Raw genomic sequence first — 16,296 nt, 5'->3', positions numbered from 1 at the left:
TCAGCTCTCGGGCCGGCAGAACAGCTCGTACATCAATCCGATCACGCGCTGGGTGCTTTGGTCGGCCAGTGAATAATAAACGGTCTTACCGTCCCGTCGGGTTGAAACCAGTTGTTCATCTCGCAACCGGGCCAACATCTGGCTGACGGCGGCCTGACGGATTTGCAACCGGCTCTCAAGTTCTCCGACCGATTTTTCCCCATCGCTTAGATGGCACAGGATCATCAGGCGCCCTTCATGCGCCAATGTCTTCAGGTAAGCCGCAGCACGGGCTGCGTTTGCTTGCATGCTGTCTGATGCTTCAATGGGTAAAACGGCAGCGTCTTTCGGGGTCACGGATAGGCCATCTGTCAAATAGGGATTGGAGCAATATGCCCCAACCCGCGCGGACTTGTCACCCCTCGGTTGCTGGTGCGCCGCCCTGAAAGGAATTTCCATTTGCGTAGTCGCAAGGATCCTCCTGCATTTGCAGGTGCAGGCCGTCTCCGGTGTAGGGATGAGCACACGCCAGATCTTCGTCGACCTCAATCCCAAGGCCTGGCGCAGTGGGTGGCGTGACAAAGCCATCCTCAACCCGGATCGAGCCCTTGATCAGTTGATCGTGAAACGGAGTGTCGATGGATTCCAGCAACAACAGGTTGGGGATCGAGGCCGCCAGATGGATATTGGCGGCCCATTCTACCGGACCGGCATAAAGATGAGGTGCCATCTGCGCATTAAAGACTTCGGCCATGGCCGCGACTTTCTTCATTTCCCAGATGCCGCCAGCGCGCCCAAGAGCGGGTTGCAGGATTTCCGCCGCTCCTGCGCGCAGGACTGCGCCGAACTCGGCCTTGGTGGTCATGCGCTCGCCGGTGGCGACAGGGATACGGACATTGCGCGCAACGCGCGCCATGTCTTCGATGTTATCGGGCGGCGTAGGTTCTTCGAACCAAAGCGGCGAATACGGCTCCAACGCTTGGCCCAGCCGAATAGCGCCAGCCGTGTTGAATTGACCGTGGGTGCCGAACAGCAGATCGGCCTTGTCCCCCACAGCTTCGCGGATGGCTTTGCAAAAGGCCACAGACATCGAGATATCAGACATCGCCGGCATATGCCCGCCCCGGATGGTATAGGGACCCGCCGGGTCGAATTTGACCGCCGTATAGCCTTGGCGCACCATTTCTGCGGCGCTTTCTCCGGCCTGATCAGGCGCAGTCCAGAAGTCATTCAAATTGTGCTGGGGCAGAGGGTAGAGGTAGGTATAGGACCTAATGCGCTCATTCATCTTGCCGCCCAGCAGGGCGTAAACGGGCCGATCTCGATCTTTCCCCAGAATATCCCAACACGCGATTTCAAGCCCAGAAAAAGCACCCATCACCGTCAGGTCCGGGCGCTGAGTGAACCCGCTGGAATAGGCGCGACGAAACATCAATTCGATGTTTTCGGGGTTTTCATCCTGCATGTGCCGGTCGAATACATCGCGGATCACATGGCTCATGGCCTCGGGGCCCACGGTCGAGGCATAGCATTCCCCCCAGCCTGTGATGCCCGTATCAGTGGTGAGCTTCACCAATATCCAATACCGACCACCCCAACCGGGGGCGGGGGGTGCGGTGACAATAATATCAAGATCTTGCAACTTCATTCCGAGCGCTCCGGCTATTCGGCTGTTTCGACCACGGTGGCTTGGGAACAACCGGGCTGCAAGCCGGAAATCGTCAGGTTGATGTCGTTGTCATACCGCGATGGGGCGTGCGCGAAGAAATAGAAGCACCCCAACCAGCATGAGGACCAGAGCCAGAAGGAAGGGAGCACCGGGCAGATAGATTGCCGTGTTTGGTTGGATAAAGTGGGCAAAAACGCTGGTCATCAATAGGGGTGATATGACCATCGACATCGCGTGCAGAGACGCCAATACGCCTTGCAGTTCACCCTGCTGCGAATCTGGCGTTGCGCGTGACATCATCGCTTGCAAGGCTGGCGTGATGACCGCGCCCAGCGCAGTCATCGGGATCAGCATCAAAGCAATAAGGCCATTGGTCAAAAAGGCGAGAAACAGGAAGCTAACGATCTCGAAGGCCATGCCATAGAGGATGGTGACGCGTTCACCCAGATAACGCGTGGCGGGGCGGATCAGCCCGCCCTGAACAGCGGCCATGCCAATTCCATAAACGCCCAGCGACAGGCCGATCATCTGCGGCGACCAGCCAAACCGCTCGGTCGTAAAATAGGACCATATCGCTGGGTAGACGTAGATTGACACCGAATACAGGAAATAGACCCACAGCAGGGGCCGGATACCAGGCAGGGCGGCGATCGCTGTAAGCGAGCTGACCGGGTTCGCGCGCTTCAAACTGAATGCCCGACGGGTCTTGTCGGTCACGGTTTCCGGCATCACAAAAAAGCCAATGGCAAAGGTCAGGGCCGAAAGCCCAGCAGCCGCCCAAAACGGCGCGCGTGTTCCATATTCACTGAGCAGCCCGCCCATCACCGGGCCCAGAACAAAGCCCACGCCAAACGCTGCGCCGACAAGGCCAAAGTTTGCAGCCTTGTCTTCCGGTTTTGAGACATCGGCCATAAATGCCGCCGCCGTCGAATGTGTAGCCGCAGTGATGCCCCCGACAATACGCCCAATCAGCAGCAGCCAGATGCTGCCCGCGAGCGCCATCACCACGTAATCCAAGGCCATCACAAATAGCGACACCAGCAGAACCAACCGTCGTCCGTAGGCGTCAGACAGATTCCCGAGGATAGGCCCAAAAACAAACTGCATCGCCGCAAACGCGGTGCTGAGGATACCGCCCCAAATCGCCGCACTTGCAAGCGTTCCGCCCTGAACCTCGACAATCAGTTGCGGCATGATCGGCATCACCAGGCCAATCCCCATCGCATCGATCATCACGGTACATAGAACAAAGGCAAAGGGCAGGCGCATCAGAACCATCACAAAGTTTCGTCCCCGGCACCCTAGGCGGGGTCAATTCGTTAGGATAGAGGGTTGTTCTTTGACGTGAGGTCGCGAGGGCGCCTGATCAAAGCCGTTTCTCAAGATCTGTCAGCGTACGCGCCAATTGGTCCGGATGTGAAAAGAACGAGGAGTGCCCGCTGTCAATAGTGCGTTGCAAATCCGTGCGAATTTCGCTGCCCATCTGCTTTTGATACGCGAATGGAACAGTGTGATCATCGCTGGTTGCAATATATGCGCGCGTGACACTTTGGTAGCGTTTGCTAAGTGCCAAGGGCGTATCTTGCGGGCGTATGGCCTGTGGACACAGGCGCGCAAAGGCGAACGGTGTGATTTCGGGCGCGCAATCATGGTAGAACAGCTCTTTTACATGCTCTGGACGGACGGTGTAGGACAATCCATCGGCTGATTTTTCGACGGCATCTGCGATTGTTTGGTTTGGTCCACGGCGGCGCATCTCGACCATAGACACACCGTCTTGCGGGACATAGGCGCTCAGGTAGACCATGGCGCGCATGGCGCGTGGTTGCGCTTCGGCGGCCGCACTTATCGGATAACCACCCCAAGAATGCCCTACGATGATCGTATCTGGCGTCGATGCGGCAAGTATAGCGTCCCGGCAGCCATCAAGGGTGACCTCGGCAATCGGCGTAGGGTCCGCGCCGTGGCTGGGCATGTCGATGGCACGGGCTGTGTGCCCAAAGTTTTCCAGCGCGGGAATCAAGTCGCGCCAACACCAGGCCCCGTGGCAAGAACCGTGAATCAGAAGGAAATCAGCCATCAAAGCACTCCCTTAAATATGTCCAATATCCGTCAAAAACGCTTCTAGTATAGCGGCAAACTCGTCTGGTTTTTCAACACAAGGCAAATGTCCTGCCCTTCGCATCAACTTGAATTGCGCGCCGGGGATCAGTTCGACCGTTTCACGCACAAGGTCTGGTGGGGTCGAGCCGTCTTCGCTGCCGGCGATGCCTAAAGTGGGCAGCCGCAAACCCGACGTTGGCGTATAGAAATCCGTGCCGGCGATAGCGGCACAGCATCCCAGATATCCTTCAACTGGCTGCTGCACCATCATCTCGCGCCAGGGCAGGTGGTTTTGTGCGGCTCGAAACTCACGCGAGAACCAGCGTTCCATTGTGGCATCGGCCAGGACTTCGATCCCGCCATCGCGGACAGCCGTCATCCGATCCTGCCAAATCGAGGGCATGCCGATCTTGGCGGCCGTGTTAGACAGGACCAAGGCGCGCACCTGATCCAGACGTTTGATGGCTAGGCCTTGGGCGATCATGCCACCGATTGACAGGCCCACGAACACACAATCGCGCACGTCGAGATGATCTAATAAAGTCTCGGTATCTCGGATCAGCGATCCCATCGAATAAGGAGCAGGTGGAACCGAGGATTGACCGTGGCCGCGCTTGTCAAATCGAATGATCCGCAGACCGTCGGGCAGGTGAGGGATCACCCCATCCCATAGATGCAGGTCTGTGCCCAATGAATTGGCAAACACGATGGGTGCGCCGGTTGGCGAGCCATCAATCCTGTAGTTCAGGTCCACGTTCCCGATCGTCACGTGAGGCATGTTAAGGTCCTTTGGGTCGTAACGCGCGCTTCATTCAATCTGACCACTATGCGTCTAACCGCTCCAATGCTTTGGCAAACACTTCCGGATCGGCATTGCCGCCGGATGCAACCACCACTACATCGTCGCCTTCAATCTCATCCTTGCGGAACAGGGCCGAGGCCAGCGCAACGGCCCCACCGGGTTCCAATACGATTTTCAGGCGCAGAAATGCCAAAGCCACTGCCTTCAACGCCTCATCCTCTGACACCGACAAGCCCGGTCCGCAGAGCCGTTGGAGAATGGGAAAGGTAATCTCGCCCGGCTGCGGGGTTAGGATCGCATCACAGATATTGCCGGACGAGACGTTGTTGTTCTGGATCTGACCGCTGGCCAACGAACGTTTGACGTCGTCAAACCCGTCCGGCTCGCACGGTCGGGCGCGCAGGCCGGGCGCATGTTTTTCCAATGCCAGAGCGATACCCGAGGTCAACCCGCCACCGCCGCAGCAGACCAGAACATCTGCCTTTTCAACACCGAACGCTGCGACCTGTTGCGCGAGTTCAAGGCCAACTGTACCCTGACCGGCGATAACCTGAGGCTCATCATAGGGCCGGATAAGGGTCAGGCCTCGCTCAGCGGCCAAAGCCTCGCCAATCTCCTCACGGCTTTCGCTGGACCGATCATAGAGGACCACTTCGCCGCCTAATGCCCGCGTGTTGTCGATCTTCAACTGCGGTGCGTCCGATGGCATCACGATCACCGACGCAACGCCATGTTTCGAGGCCGCCATCGCAATGCCCTGCGCATGATTGCCTGAGGAATAGGCGATGACACCGCGCTGTCGCTGGTCGGGTTTCAGCGAAGATATCGCCGACCATGCGCCGCGAAACTTGAAACTGCCGGCGTGTTGCAGACATTCGGGTTTAACCAAAACGCGACGGCCCGCTATGTCATCCAGAAAGGGTGAGGTTAGAACGGGCGTTTCCCGTACATGCCCGCGCAACCGGTCTGCGGCGGCTTCGATCAATTCAATACTGCTCATGTTGTACTCAATACCTTGTGTATGAGGGCCAAAGATTCAGGTTCGTCCAGAAACGGAACATGCCCCCGGTTCGGAGCTTCGGCTGAGATCAATTCGGGGTGACGCTTGTGCATTTCAGCCAATGTTTCAGCACTCAGAACATCTGAGTTTGCACCCCTCAACACACCGGTTGGGATGTCCTTCAGCGCGTCATAGAAAATCCACATATCTGGGATCGTTCCAGCCGCTGCCTGCTCCAACAGAGCTGTGCGCAGGGCAGGGTCATATTGCAGGGTCAGGCCCTCGGGCGTCGCGCTGTATTGGATTTTCGCCAGAGCCAACCAACGCTCGTAGGGCACATCAGGAAACTGCGGTTCCATCACGGCTTGCAGTACCCAGGCGGCTTCTTCGTAAGTTTTTGAAATCGGCGCTTTGCCGACATAGTCCATGATCTTGGCGATGCCCGAAGGTTCAATGACCGGTCCCACATCGTTCAGGATTACATGAGTCAATCGATCAGGATGGCTGGCAGCAAGGGCCATTGCGATCAACCCGCCACGTGAGGTGCCCAAAATCGCCGTCTTTTCCACACCAAGTTGGTTCAGCAGCTCAATCGCATCCAAAGACTCACGAAAGATATTGTAGTTCATGAAGTCAGGATCACGGTCTGATCGCCCGCGCCCGCGGTAGTCCATCATGATGAGCTGCATGCCATCCAGGTGGGGCTGGACAAATGAGAAATCACCACTGTTGCGTGTCAATCCCGACAGACACAGTACAGGATCACCAGAGCCGGATTGTTCGAAATACAGGCGTCTGCCGTCTGATGTTCGAAAATCAGACATCAAATCCCCGCCAGATCAGGGATCGAGGTCAGATCGGTCAGCACATGCGCCGGTGTCCAGGGCAGGCGGTCTATCGGCTCGTTTGCACGGTTCACCCATGCGGTGACAAAACCATAGCCGCTGGACCCGGCCGCATCCCAGCCGTTTGAGCTGACGAACAGAACTTCGTCGCGGGCACAGCCGAACCGCTGCTGCACCAGATCGTAGACCCGGACATGCGGTTTGAACACGCCGACGCTTTCGACCGAAAGCACGTCATCCAGAAGGTCGCCGATTCCGGCTGACTGCACGGCCCCGTCCAGCATCGGTGGGGAGCCATTGGATAGGATGGCGGTTTGCAAACCGCCATCTTTCAGAGCCTTCAGCATGTCTGGAACTTCGGGATAGGCTTGTAATTCCCAGTACAGGTCCAGCAGGCGTTGACGCAGCTTAGCATCCCCGTGCAGGCCTGTAGCTTCCAGTGCCCAGTCCAGACCGTCCTGCGTCACATCCCAGAAATCGGCATGCGCATCGGCGACGGCCCGAAGCCATGTGTATTGCAACTGCTTCAGACGCCAATGTCCCGCGACCTCGGGCCAGGTGTCGCGCAGCGCCTCAAAGCCGGGTTCGGACGCAGCCTGGCGGGCGGCGGCGGCGACGTCAAACAATGTGCCATAGGCATCAAAAATACAGGTTGTGATTGTCATCTACGCCTCCGACCTTTCTGCGCAAGTTGGCACAAGAGAGCAGGGCATGAAAGGGCGAAGGGTTTACATCATTGTGTGGGCCCCTAGGGTTGGCGGTTCACACACTTATCGGCCCGGAGGCCTCAAATGGCAGACATCAAACAAGGCGACACGGTTCGCATCCACTATACCGGTACGCTGCTGGACGGAACTGTCTTCGACAGCTCGGACGGACGCGATCCGCTGGAGTTTGCGGTTGGGTCCGGTCAGATCATTCCGGGGCTAGATAGTGCGATGCCGGGTCTTGCTGTGGGCGATAAGAAACGGGTCGAGATTGCCTGCGTTGATGCCTATGGGCCGATCAACCCTGCCATGCGCCAGGAAATCCCGCGCGAGGGTATTCCGGATGACATCCCGCTGGACCCCGGCACGCAATTGCAGATGCAGACACCGGATGGTCAGGCTTTGCCGGTCACGATTGTTGACGCAAATGACGCGACCGTAACGCTGGACGCCAATCACCCGCTGGCCGGTCAGGATTTGATTTTCGAGATTGAGGTTGTGTCAATCAACTAGTGCAATTGAAGATCGATCCGAGTGTTTCAGTCAGAACGCTCAAAAGCGACGCGGTACCATCGCAGGACCTGCACGGGCCTGCGCTGTGCTTGAACGCAATGAACCCGGCTTTGCCCTTATCCGATCAACGCTTCGATGGCGCTGCGCACTGGTGGTTGTGTGAAGAACACAAATAGCACCAGCAACGTGGTCAGGGTCAAAAGCATGATACGCGCGCGCTGGCTCAGGAAACCCGATTTGCGCCGGGCCGTGCGTGCATTGCTTGCGATGATCTGGTCAAGTTTGCTCATATCGCAGACCCTGACGCCGAAAGATGGTCAAATCTTGGCGGCGTCAGGGAAAGATATGGTCACATGAAATCGGGCTGTGGCATTCCGAGCACGTGGAAACCGCCATCCACGCGGATGATCTCACCCGATGTGCAAGCGCCGGCGTCCGAGGTTAGATAAACCGCTGTACCGCCAACAGCTTCCAGCGTGGCGTTCGAGCGCATAGGGGCATTCTGGTCGCAGAACTTGTAGGTTTTGCGCGCACCGCCGATGGCTGCGCCTGCCAGCGTCTTCATCGGTCCGGGCGAAATGGCGTTTACACGGATGCCTTCAGGGCCCAGATCGTTGGCCAAATAGCGGGTCGCAGACTCCAGTGCTGCCTTGGCAACACCCATCACGTTGTAATTCGGAACAACGCGGTTCGAACCCTGATAGGTCAGTGTCAGCAGCGAGCCGCCATTTTCCTTCATCATCGGATAGGCGCGGCGCGCGACCTCGATGAAGGAATAGGCTGACACATCCATCGAATGCTTGAAATTGGCGCGCGTGGTGTTCAGGAACCGGCCCGTCAGTTCGGATTTGTCCGAATAGGCAATGGCGTGGACCACAAAATCGATGGTTGGCCAGCGCTCGGCTAGTTCTCCGAACGCACGATCCAACGATGCGTCATCGGTGACATCCGCATCCACCATGAAATCGCTGCCAAGGCTTTGGGCCAGCGGTTCCAACCGCTTGCCGAATGCCTCGCCCTGATAGGTGAATGCCAGCTCGGCACCTGCTTCGTGCATGGCTTTGGCGATGCCCCACGCAATCGAGCGATCATTGGCCACGCCCATGATCAGGCCGCGTTTTCCCTTTAGAAGATCCGACATCACATTCACCCGTTATACTTCGACAGAACCATAGACCCGTTGGTGCCGCCAAAGCCGAAGCTGTTGGTCATGACACTGTCCAAACCTGCCTTCTCAACCGTTTTCGTTGCAATTTCGCCGGGCCGAATGCCTTCGGCTAAAGTGTCGACATTGATCGACGGCGTAATGAAATCATTATCCAGCATCAGCAGGCAGAAGATCGCCTCTAGCGCGCCCGCAGCCCCCTGTGCGTGGCCGGTCATCGATTTGGTCGATGAGATTGGCGGCACGCTGCCTTCACCAAAGATGCGACGCACGGCTTCGACCTCACCCACGTCCCCGACCGGCGTCGAGGTGCCGTGGGCGTTGATGTAGCCAACCTTGCGGCCTTCAGGAACTGTCGCCAGAGCCAGCCGCATCGCGCGTTCACCGCCTTCGCCGGACGGGGCTACCATATCATGGCCATCCGATGTGGCGGCATAGCCGGTCACTTCGGCATAGATCTTTGCACCACGGGCCAAGGCGTGATCCAGTTCTTCCAGCACGACAATTCCGCCACCGCCGGAAATTACGAACCCATCGCGGTTTTCGTCGAACGCGCGCGAGGCTTTTTCGGGTGTGTCGTTATACTTCGATGACATCGCACCCATCGCGTCGAACAGGCAGGACAACGTCCAGTCCAGTTCTTCTCCGCCGCCTGCGAACATGACATCCTGTTTGCCCAACATGATCTGTTCCGCTGCGTTGCCGATGCAATGCAGCGAGGTCGAGCAGGCCGAGGTGATCGAATAGTTGATCCCCTTGATCTTGAACGCGGTCGCAAGGTTGGCGGAAATGGTCGAGCACATGCATTTCGGCACAGCAAATGGCCCGATCCGCTTGGTCGCACCGGTTTTCAGCACAGTCTGATGAGCTGTCAGCATAGCACTGGTCGACGGACCGCCCGAGCCGGCGACAAGGCCAGTGCGCGGATTGACGACCTGATCTTCGCTAAGCCCAGAGTCTTCGATCGCCTGGCTCATGGCGATATGGGCATAGGCTGCGCCGGGGCCCATGAACCGCAAGGTGCGTTTGTCCACATGCTCGGCCACGTCGATTTTCAGCGTTCCTGCGATCTGACTGCGAAAGCCATGTTCAACCATTTGCTCATTGGCTTCGATACCGGATTTACCGGCCTTGAGAGAGGCCAGAACCTCTTGGGCATTGTTCCCGATGGAGGAGACTATCCCCAGACCGGTGACAACTACTCGACGCATGTGCGTGCTCCTTATTTCAGGCTGGTCCACCTTAGGCGTCCGACAGAACAACTTTCATGTCTTTGACGTCGTAAATTACTTCGCCGTCCGCTTCGACAATACCATCTGCTACGCCCATGGTCAGGCGGCGGGTCTGGATCGCCTTTTTGAAATCGATTTTATAGGTCAGCATCTTACGGTCCGGGCGCACCATACCGGTTAGTTTGACCTCGCCGACACCCACGGCCATGCCGCGACCCTGCCAACCACGCCAGCCCAGATTAAAGCCTGTCAATTGCCACAAGCCATCCAGCCCGAGACATCCGGGCATAATCGGGTTTCCGGGAAAGTGGCAGTCAAAAAACCAAAGGTCGGGCGTGATATCGAATTCAGCTAGAATGTGGCCTTTGCCATAGACCCCGCCATCCGCTGACACTTCGGTAATGCGATCCATCATCAGCATGGGCGGCGCAGGCAGTTGCGCATTGCCAGGGCCAAATAATTCGCCATGAGCACATTTTAGCAGATCGTCTTTGTCAAAACTGCTCGGGAACTGGGCCATTCTGCCGCCTCTCCTGCCTTGGGTCCGTTCGTTATATCTGGCCTCACCTAGCACCCGTATGCAAGGTCCTGCAAGAGCGCGGGCCGTAAGATGTTGCGGCACTTGGCTGTTTGCGAATGAATTTCATTTGAAATCTGGGTAAGAGCGCCCCTATATATAAGGCAGCAAGAACGGGTATCGGATTAATGACACCTCAGAGCCGGAAGATAGCGACAAATTGGCTGGAAGGCGCAGGGCTGCGCCCGACGCGTCAGCGCGTGGCGCTGGCTGAGCTTTTGATCGGTGATGGTCGCCATCGTCACGTCACAGCTGAAAGCTTGTTTGAGTCCGCCAAAACCAAAGGCGACGCCGTGTCGCTGGCAACGGTCTACAATACGCTGCGCGCCTTCTGCGAGGCGGGTGTGCTGCAAGAAATCACCGTGGACGGATCGAAAAGCTATTTCGACACCAACACGCATGATCACCCGCATTTCTTCTGGGAAGATGAAGGGCGGCTCAGCGATGCTCCGTCCGAGGAATTGGTGATCCAGCGCCTGCCAGAGGCCCCCAAAGGGGTCGAGATCGCATCGGTTGATGTCGTGATCCGTCTGCGCAAGAAATCCACCTGATTTACAGATCCTTCATTTGATCAAGCAGAGCGCGTTCTGCGGTCTTCGTTGTTGCGTCGACAGGCCCGGTGCCGTGACGCGCCAGCACGACGGCCTCGGCTACGTCCTTGTCGGCGATGGGCAGGCTTGCCAAGCTCTTGTTATCGTAGCTCAGTTCGTTCTTTGGGCTGACATAGCTGATCGCTACCCCTTCGCCATGTGCGGCGAGGCTGCGCTGAATCTCAAGCGTGGCGGCTCGGTGTCTGACTGTTGGGTTTAACCCATGGCGTCTAAAGAGGCCTAGTATGTGTTGTGCAGACAGCCCTTCGGTTGACAGGATCAAGGGTTCGTTCGCCAGTTCGGTTAGCGTAACCTGACGTGCCCCAGCCAATGGGTGTTCTGGCGACAGCAATGCCTGCGGGACGCTATCGAACAGTTTTTGCCGTACAAAACCGGCATCCATACCCAGATCATAGGTAATCGCGAGATCGATCCGACCGTCGATCAAGCTGTCCAGCAATCCCTGAAAATCTTCGACCGAATAAGACACCGAAACATCTGGCAGCGTCGCGTGCAAACAGCGCAGGGCGGGTGCAATGTGGAACGGGGCCAGATCGACGAAGCAGCCGACAGTTAAATGATCCAGACCTTGCGGAACGGACCCAGGGTTTTCAATTTGTGCAGCAGAACTCAACAACCCTTCGGCCTGCTCGACAAAGCGGCGCCCCTGCGGGGTTGAAACCATAGCAGCCCCGCGCCTGCGGACGAACAGTGGGTATCCAAGATGTGACTCGACCCGGGTCAGCGCGTTGGACAGCGCGGGTTGCGAGACATTTAGCGCCTGGGCCGCTGCAGACAGGCTGCCCTGCCGCGCGATCGCACATATGTATTCGTACTGACGCAGTGAAATATATAACATGAAGCTAATTATAACTTCGAAAGATATGATTTGAACAGAATACCTGGGTGATCTCTAACGGACGCATTCAAAGGTAACCGAACGGAGATTGACATGCCGCACCCTCTTGTTTCGCAGCAGATGATCGACACGTATCAGAGTGAGGGTGTTGTCTTGGTCAAAGGGCTGTTTTCCGATCACGTCGAACAACTGCGTGAAGGTGTTGCGGCCAATATGGACGCGCCGGGGCCTTATGCGTCAGAAAACAAGAAGGAGGGTCAAACCGGCCTATTCTTCGATGATTATTGCAACTGGAGCCGAATCCCCCAGTTTCAGGAGGTGATCAAGACCTCTCCGGCTGCTGCCGTGGCTGCTGATTTGATGCAATCGCGAAGTGTGCAGATGTTTCATGATCATGTTCTGGTCAAAGAACCCGGAACTTCGATGGCGACGCCGTGGCATCAGGACGGACCGTATTACTTTGTCGAAGGGCAGCAAACGATCAGCTTCTGGACGCCGCTGGATGCGGTGAAACAGGCCACGCTGCGTTGCGTTGCCGGATCGCATCGCTGGGAGAAAGAGGTGCTGCCGACCCGTTGGGTCTCTGAAGAGGGGTTCTTTGCGGATGAAGGTCAATACATCGCCGTGCCCGACCCGGATGCCGAGGGCATGAAAGTGGTCGAGTTCGAGATGGAACCGGGGGACGCGGTGGCGTTTAACTATCGCACTTTGCACGGCGCGCGGGGCAATCAGTCGGATAGCCGCCGTCGGGCATTCTCGCTACGGTTGGTCGGTGATGATGCGCGGTATGTGGAACGCCCCGGCCCGACCTCACCCCCGTTTCCGGGGCATGAGATGGTGCCGGGCCAGCGCCTGCGCGAGGATTGGTTCCCTATTCTGTTGCAACGGTAGTTTCAGAACCACTGGCCAGGCTCGATCAGGCCCAGATCCAGCAATTGACGCGAGTTCCATTCGAAAGACACAGAATGGCTCCAGCGAAAACTGGAGATGTCAAAGGTCGACCCGGCGTTGCTTTTCAGTGCCTTGGCAGCCCGGAATGAACAGATGGCAGCCGTTAGGTTATGATGCCAAGGGCAGGAATAGGTGTTGTATTCCGGCTGGTTGAACGTGTGATCCGATTGAATGATCAAATCGGCCTGCGTTTTGAACAGGGCGATTCTGTCGATCCGGCGGCGTTCGTACGGAATATGATCCTCGAACCGCCACCGCAGGCCACCTGACATATCCAGCTGGCGTTCCAGCGGCCGCCCCGAGGCATCGTGGCGCGCCTGCGCATAATATCCGGTGCTGTCCAGCATGGCATGGTCCGGTGCGACACCGGTTGGGAACTCGGCCAGATCATCGGCGTAGATATCGACCACATGGCATAGCATTGCGCTGCGGCGTTCCTCGGTGTGAAAGGCCAGCATCTCACCGATGCTGCGCGTTTCGCAGAACGGATAGAACAGGTATTCGGCGTTGTAGCAGTAGTACATCCAGACGCTCGGAGCTGCTTTGATGATGTGATTCAACGCATCGAATACGACCGATCTGGGCGCGCAATTGAACGTAACCCGATGAACCCGCACGCTGAGCTCCTCGCTCAGGTCGAACTCGGTTGGCATGAAGGCAACGACGGATTGAAATCCAAGTGAGAGGTGGTGGTGCAGCGTGCTTTCAATTTCGGCATCATCTTCGGCAAAGATCAGAGCAACCGGTCCCTTGGACAAGGCGGTTTGGCCGGATTTCAGGAAGCTGTCCAAGGAATCGTAGGTCATCGCGCGTTCATTTGTGCCCTGCTGGAAAGTCCTGCCAAATTCAGGTAAATGCGCCCACATTGCAAGCGGCGTTCGAAGCGTATAGATGACGCCGATCCAGCGAATGCAAAGGCCCGCCCCATGTCCGAATCCAAGAAGCTGTTTATCAAGACCTATGGCTGTCAGATGAATGTCTATGACAGTGAACGTATGGCCGAAGCGCTGGGCGGGCAGGGGTATGTCGAAACCCAGTCAGCCGATGATGCGGATATGATTCTGCTGAACACCTGCCACATCCGGGAAAAGGCAGCCGAGAAGGTCTATTCAGAACTGGGGCGGTTCAAGGGGCTGAAGGCCGAAAAACCCGATCTGAAGATCGGCGTTGCAGGATGTGTGGCGCAGGCCGAAGGCGAGGAAATCATGCGCCGCCAGCCGTTGGTCGATCTGGTGGTCGGTCCGCAAAGCTATCACCGCCTGCCCGAAATGGAGGCCAAGACCCGCACCGGGGCCAAAGCGCTGGACACGGATTTTCCCGAGGAAGACAAGTTCGAGAAGTTGAAGAACCGCCCTAAGGCCAAGCGTGGCCCGACGGCGTTTCTGACCGTGCAGGAAGGCTGCGACAAGTTTTGTGCCTTCTGCGTCGTGCCCTATACACGCGGGGCCGAGGTCAGCCGCCCGGCGGATCGCATCATCCGCGAAGCGCAGGATCTGGTTGATCGTGGCGTGCGCGAGATCACCCTGTTGGGTCAGAACGTCAACGCCTATCACGGCGCGGGCCCGAACGGAGACATGACCTTGGCCTCCCTGATCTGGGAATTGAACAAGGTTGACGGGCTGGAACGCATCCGTTTCACCACATCGCACCCCAATGACATGGCTGATGACCTGATCGAGGCGCATGGCACATGTGACAAACTGATGCCGTATTTGCACTTGCCCGTGCAGTCCGGCTCGGACCGGATTCTCAAGCGGATGAACCGCAGCCACACGGCTGAAAGCTACCTTCGACTGATCGAACGTATTCGCGTGGCGCGCCCGGACATCGTGATGTCCGGCGATTTCATTGTCGGTTTCCCGGAAGAAACCGAAGAGGATTTTCAGGCGACGATGGATTTGGTTGAGCAGGTCAAATACGGATATGCGTATTCGTTCAAATATTCGACCCGTCCCGGCACACCAGCTGCTGAACGGGCACAGGTTGATCCGGATGCTGCAGATGACCGCTTGCAGCGGCTGCAAGCCCTGATCACCCGGCATCAGCGCGAGATACAGGATGCGATGGTGGGCCGCACAGTACGCGTTCTGTTCGAAAAAACCGGCCGTCTCGAAGGGCAAATGGTTGGTAAATCCGAATATCTGCATTCGGTCCACGTTAAGGCCCCCGGGATTGAAGTTGGCGATCTGCGAGAGGTTCGCATCACTGATTCGGGTGCAAATTCACTGGCAGGAGAACTGCTCTCTTTTTGTGATTGATCGCGGATACGGTACCGGTTCTGGGTTTTGTTTCCAAAATTTACCCTTGATTTATGGCTTCGAACTATGCTCGGACCAATGCTAACCATGTGTTCGGCGTATATCTGAGCATCTGAAAAGCCGTATATTGCGCTACCCTGAAAACGTGGTCGGCGTGTGATGGAGGGTACGAGTGGAAGTTATTCGGGGATTGAAACGGTCGAACCTTTGGCGCGCAGCGTGGGTTGTCTGTGTCTCAGCACTTTTTGCCGGCACTACGCTGGCAGCTGAGTTGAAAGGTGAGGTGACAGAGCCCGATGTGATTAGCGCAGAGCGTTTCAGCCGCGATGTCAGCGCCTTTTATCTTGGGTTCGGTGCCGGTTATGGCGCAAACGGCAGCGATCGTTTTGGTCTTAGAACCCCCACCGGTGTGTTCGATATTGGGGATCAGGATGTCCGCGGTGGCTATTTCAGCATGCGGGGGGGCTGGCGCGGTGTCGTTCCGACCAGCCTTGGCCGCGACTATGTCTATGGGATCGAACTGGGGTATGACGTCGGAAATCTAAGCGATACGGTCTCGACCCAGATCGGTGGCGATACGGTGACGGGCAGAACCGAAATTTCCGACATGTTCTATGTGCAACTGCGCAACGGCCTGACAAACCGCAGCGGTCGGGTGCTGTACTTTGTCAGCGTTGGATATATCTGGGGTCAGGTTGATACGACCAGCAGCATCTCCTCGACCTTCTCTAGCCAGCTGTTCGAAGAATCGGATCGGCGTGGCGGGTACACCGCCAGCATTGGGGCTGAGCATAAATTGAACGATAACTGGTCGATCACCGGCGAGTATCAATATGTTCAGTTCGAATCCAAGACCGTCGAATTTGGTTCAGGCTTTTCAACTAAGTCGACACCAGGATATCGCGGCCTCAGATTTGGTTTGAACTACACGTTCTGACGCACAGTTTCTGGCGACTGAAAGCAGGTTGGCTGGCGGTTTTGTCGACCTCAGCGGAAATTTTAAAACTGTGGCTTGCACCTACCAAGAAATCTTGTCTACGCTCGGG

At 57.0% G+C, this 16,296-nt stretch carries 19 protein-coding genes; 5 read left to right on the top strand and 14 right to left on the bottom strand.

From position 1 onward, the window contains the following. The 8 genes from ACR0EL_RS13565 to ACR0EL_RS13530 all read right to left on the bottom strand — a co-directional run bounded on the left by ACR0EL_RS13565 (window position 1) and on the right by ACR0EL_RS13530 (window position 7,063). Complete coding sequence (locus ACR0EL_RS13565; RefSeq protein WP_480500448.1) at window positions 1-288, bottom strand: ArsR/SmtB family transcription factor; 288 nt, start codon at window positions 286-288, stop codon at window positions 1-3. 106 nt (window positions 289-394) lie between these two features. Then, complete coding sequence (locus ACR0EL_RS13560; protein ID WP_480500446.1) at window positions 395-1,627, bottom strand: mandelate racemase/muconate lactonizing enzyme family protein; 1,233 nt, start codon at window positions 1,625-1,627, stop codon at window positions 395-397. Window positions 1,628-1,717: 90 nt separating this feature from the next. Continuing rightward, entirely contained in the window at window positions 1,718-2,917 is a 1,200-nt protein-coding gene (locus ACR0EL_RS13555; protein ID WP_170531695.1) for a TCR/Tet family MFS transporter, read from the bottom strand. Between the two features lie 97 nt (window positions 2,918-3,014). Next, window positions 3,015-3,728: an alpha/beta fold hydrolase gene (locus tag ACR0EL_RS13550; RefSeq protein ID WP_480500444.1), complete on the bottom strand. Its 714-nt coding sequence runs from the start codon at window positions 3,726-3,728 to the stop codon at window positions 3,015-3,017. A gap of 12 nt (window positions 3,729-3,740) precedes the next feature. Beyond that, on the bottom strand, window positions 3,741-4,529 hold the full coding sequence (gene pcaD / locus ACR0EL_RS13545; RefSeq protein ID WP_480500443.1) for a 3-oxoadipate enol-lactonase: 789 nt from the start codon (window positions 4,527-4,529) through the stop codon (window positions 3,741-3,743). 46 nt (window positions 4,530-4,575) lie between these two features. Beyond that, window positions 4,576-5,553: a threonine ammonia-lyase gene (locus tag ACR0EL_RS13540; protein ID WP_480500442.1), complete on the bottom strand. Its 978-nt coding sequence runs from the start codon at window positions 5,551-5,553 to the stop codon at window positions 4,576-4,578. Continuing rightward, on the bottom strand, window positions 5,550-6,377 hold the full coding sequence (locus tag ACR0EL_RS13535) for an alpha/beta fold hydrolase (protein ID WP_480500440.1): 828 nt from the start codon (window positions 6,375-6,377) through the stop codon (window positions 5,550-5,552). The genes ACR0EL_RS13540 and ACR0EL_RS13535 overlap by 4 nt, the downstream gene beginning before the upstream one ends. Beyond that, a complete protein-coding gene (locus tag ACR0EL_RS13530; protein ID WP_480500439.1) occupies window positions 6,377-7,063 on the bottom strand; it encodes a haloacid dehalogenase type II in 687 nt (228 codons plus the stop codon). The genes ACR0EL_RS13535 and ACR0EL_RS13530 overlap by 1 nt, the downstream gene beginning before the upstream one ends. A 126-nt stretch (window positions 7,064-7,189) precedes the next feature. Here ACR0EL_RS13530 and ACR0EL_RS13525 point away from each other — a divergent pair, with 126 nt between their 5' ends. Beyond that, window positions 7,190-7,618, top strand: a complete 429-nt coding sequence (locus ACR0EL_RS13525) for an FKBP-type peptidyl-prolyl cis-trans isomerase (protein WP_480500438.1) — start codon at window positions 7,190-7,192, stop codon at window positions 7,616-7,618. 116 nt (window positions 7,619-7,734) lie between these two features. Here ACR0EL_RS13525 and ACR0EL_RS13520 read toward each other — a convergent pair whose 3' ends face one another. Genes ACR0EL_RS13520 through fabA form a run of 4 tightly spaced genes read right to left on the bottom strand, consistent with a single transcriptional unit; the run spans window position 7,735 to window position 10,535 of the window. After that, window positions 7,735-7,908 carry a hypothetical protein gene (locus tag ACR0EL_RS13520; RefSeq protein WP_353012236.1) on the bottom strand — a complete coding sequence of 58 codons (174 nt, stop codon included), beginning with the start codon at window positions 7,906-7,908 and terminating at the stop codon, window positions 7,735-7,737. 59 nt (window positions 7,909-7,967) lie between these two features. After that, window positions 7,968-8,759 (bottom strand): enoyl-ACP reductase FabI, encoded by a 792-nt coding sequence (locus tag ACR0EL_RS13515; protein ID WP_480500437.1) that lies wholly within the window; start codon window positions 8,757-8,759, stop codon window positions 7,968-7,970. A 5-nt stretch (window positions 8,760-8,764) separates the two neighbouring features. After that, the gene (gene fabB / locus ACR0EL_RS13510; protein WP_480500436.1) at window positions 8,765-9,994 is read right to left on the bottom strand and encodes a beta-ketoacyl-ACP synthase I; all 1,230 of its coding nucleotides are present in this window, start codon (window positions 9,992-9,994) and stop codon (window positions 8,765-8,767) included. Between the two features lie 31 nt (window positions 9,995-10,025). Beyond that, window positions 10,026-10,535: a bifunctional 3-hydroxydecanoyl-ACP dehydratase/trans-2-decenoyl-ACP isomerase gene (fabA, locus tag ACR0EL_RS13505; protein ID WP_480500435.1), complete on the bottom strand. Its 510-nt coding sequence runs from the start codon at window positions 10,533-10,535 to the stop codon at window positions 10,026-10,028. 185 nt (window positions 10,536-10,720) lie between these two features. On the opposite strand from fabA, the gene irrA reads away from it, so the two are divergent. After that, window positions 10,721-11,143, top strand: a complete 423-nt coding sequence (gene irrA / locus ACR0EL_RS13500) for an iron response transcriptional regulator IrrA (RefSeq protein WP_480500434.1) — start codon at window positions 10,721-10,723, stop codon at window positions 11,141-11,143. A 1-nt stretch (window position 11,144) separates the two neighbouring features. On the opposite strand, the gene ACR0EL_RS13495 is transcribed toward irrA, so the two are convergent. Further along, window positions 11,145-12,041, bottom strand: a complete 897-nt coding sequence (locus ACR0EL_RS13495) for a LysR family transcriptional regulator (protein ID WP_480500433.1) — start codon at window positions 12,039-12,041, stop codon at window positions 11,145-11,147. Between the two features lie 93 nt (window positions 12,042-12,134). Here ACR0EL_RS13495 and ACR0EL_RS13490 point away from each other — a divergent pair, with 93 nt between their 5' ends. Further along, window positions 12,135-12,932, top strand: a complete 798-nt coding sequence (locus ACR0EL_RS13490; protein ID WP_480500432.1) for a phytanoyl-CoA dioxygenase family protein — start codon at window positions 12,135-12,137, stop codon at window positions 12,930-12,932. A gap of 2 nt (window positions 12,933-12,934) precedes the next feature. Here the strand turns inward: ACR0EL_RS13490 and ACR0EL_RS13485 are convergent, their stop codons facing one another. Beyond that, window positions 12,935-13,798, bottom strand: a complete 864-nt coding sequence (locus ACR0EL_RS13485) for a glycosyltransferase family 2 protein (RefSeq protein ID WP_480500431.1) — start codon at window positions 13,796-13,798, stop codon at window positions 12,935-12,937. Between the two features lie 120 nt (window positions 13,799-13,918). Here ACR0EL_RS13485 and miaB point away from each other — a divergent pair, with 120 nt between their 5' ends. Continuing rightward, window positions 13,919-15,250, top strand: a complete 1,332-nt coding sequence (miaB, locus tag ACR0EL_RS13480) for a tRNA (N6-isopentenyl adenosine(37)-C2)-methylthiotransferase MiaB (RefSeq protein ID WP_480500429.1) — start codon at window positions 13,919-13,921, stop codon at window positions 15,248-15,250. A 172-nt stretch (window positions 15,251-15,422) separates the two neighbouring features. Continuing rightward, the gene (locus tag ACR0EL_RS13475) at window positions 15,423-16,187 is read left to right on the top strand and encodes an outer membrane beta-barrel protein (RefSeq protein WP_170531185.1); all 765 of its coding nucleotides are present in this window, start codon (window positions 15,423-15,425) and stop codon (window positions 16,185-16,187) included. The last annotated feature ends 109 nt before the right edge of the window (window positions 16,188-16,296 follow it).

The organism is Ruegeria sp. AH12 (genome assembly GCF_056541465.1).
This window is presented reverse-complemented; position numbering and strand designations above follow the sequence as displayed.

Bases quoted from the DNA above. Each gene is read 5' to 3' on its own strand.
- ACR0EL_RS13490 (WP_480500432.1), top strand. From the start codon at position 12,135: ATGCCGCACCCTCTTGTTTCGCAGCAGATGATCGACACGTATCAGAGT.
- pcaD (WP_480500443.1), bottom strand. From the start codon at position 4,529: ATGCCTCACGTGACGATCGGGAACGTGGACCTGAACTACAGGATTGAT.
- miaB (WP_480500429.1), top strand. From the start codon at position 13,919: ATGTCCGAATCCAAGAAGCTGTTTATCAAGACCTATGGCTGTCAGATG.
- fabB (WP_480500436.1), bottom strand. From the start codon at position 9,994: ATGCGTCGAGTAGTTGTCACCGGTCTGGGGATAGTCTCCTCCATCGGG.
- irrA (WP_480500434.1), top strand. From the start codon at position 10,721: ATGACACCTCAGAGCCGGAAGATAGCGACAAATTGGCTGGAAGGCGCA.
- ACR0EL_RS13535 (WP_480500440.1), bottom strand. From the start codon at position 6,377: ATGTCTGATTTTCGAACATCAGACGGCAGACGCCTGTATTTCGAACAA.
- ACR0EL_RS13530 (WP_480500439.1), bottom strand. From the start codon at position 7,063: ATGACAATCACAACCTGTATTTTTGATGCCTATGGCACATTGTTTGAC.
- ACR0EL_RS13565 (WP_480500448.1), bottom strand. From the start codon at position 288: ATGCAAGCAAACGCAGCCCGTGCTGCGGCTTACCTGAAGACATTGGCG.
- ACR0EL_RS13540 (WP_480500442.1), bottom strand. From the start codon at position 5,553: ATGAGCAGTATTGAATTGATCGAAGCCGCCGCAGACCGGTTGCGCGGG.
- ACR0EL_RS13485 (WP_480500431.1), bottom strand. From the start codon at position 13,798: ATGACCTACGATTCCTTGGACAGCTTCCTGAAATCCGGCCAAACCGCC.
- fabA (WP_480500435.1), bottom strand. From the start codon at position 10,535: ATGGCCCAGTTCCCGAGCAGTTTTGACAAAGACGATCTGCTAAAATGT.
- ACR0EL_RS13520 (WP_353012236.1), bottom strand. From the start codon at position 7,908: ATGAGCAAACTTGACCAGATCATCGCAAGCAATGCACGCACGGCCCGG.
- ACR0EL_RS13525 (WP_480500438.1), top strand. From the start codon at position 7,190: ATGGCAGACATCAAACAAGGCGACACGGTTCGCATCCACTATACCGGT.
- ACR0EL_RS13495 (WP_480500433.1), bottom strand. From the start codon at position 12,041: ATGTTATATATTTCACTGCGTCAGTACGAATACATATGTGCGATCGCG.
- ACR0EL_RS13560 (WP_480500446.1), bottom strand. From the start codon at position 1,627: ATGAAGTTGCAAGATCTTGATATTATTGTCACCGCACCCCCCGCCCCC.
- ACR0EL_RS13515 (WP_480500437.1), bottom strand. From the start codon at position 8,759: ATGTCGGATCTTCTAAAGGGAAAACGCGGCCTGATCATGGGCGTGGCC.
- ACR0EL_RS13550 (WP_480500444.1), bottom strand. From the start codon at position 3,728: ATGGCTGATTTCCTTCTGATTCACGGTTCTTGCCACGGGGCCTGGTGT.
- ACR0EL_RS13555 (WP_170531695.1), bottom strand. From the start codon at position 2,917: ATGCGCCTGCCCTTTGCCTTTGTTCTATGTACCGTGATGATCGATGCG.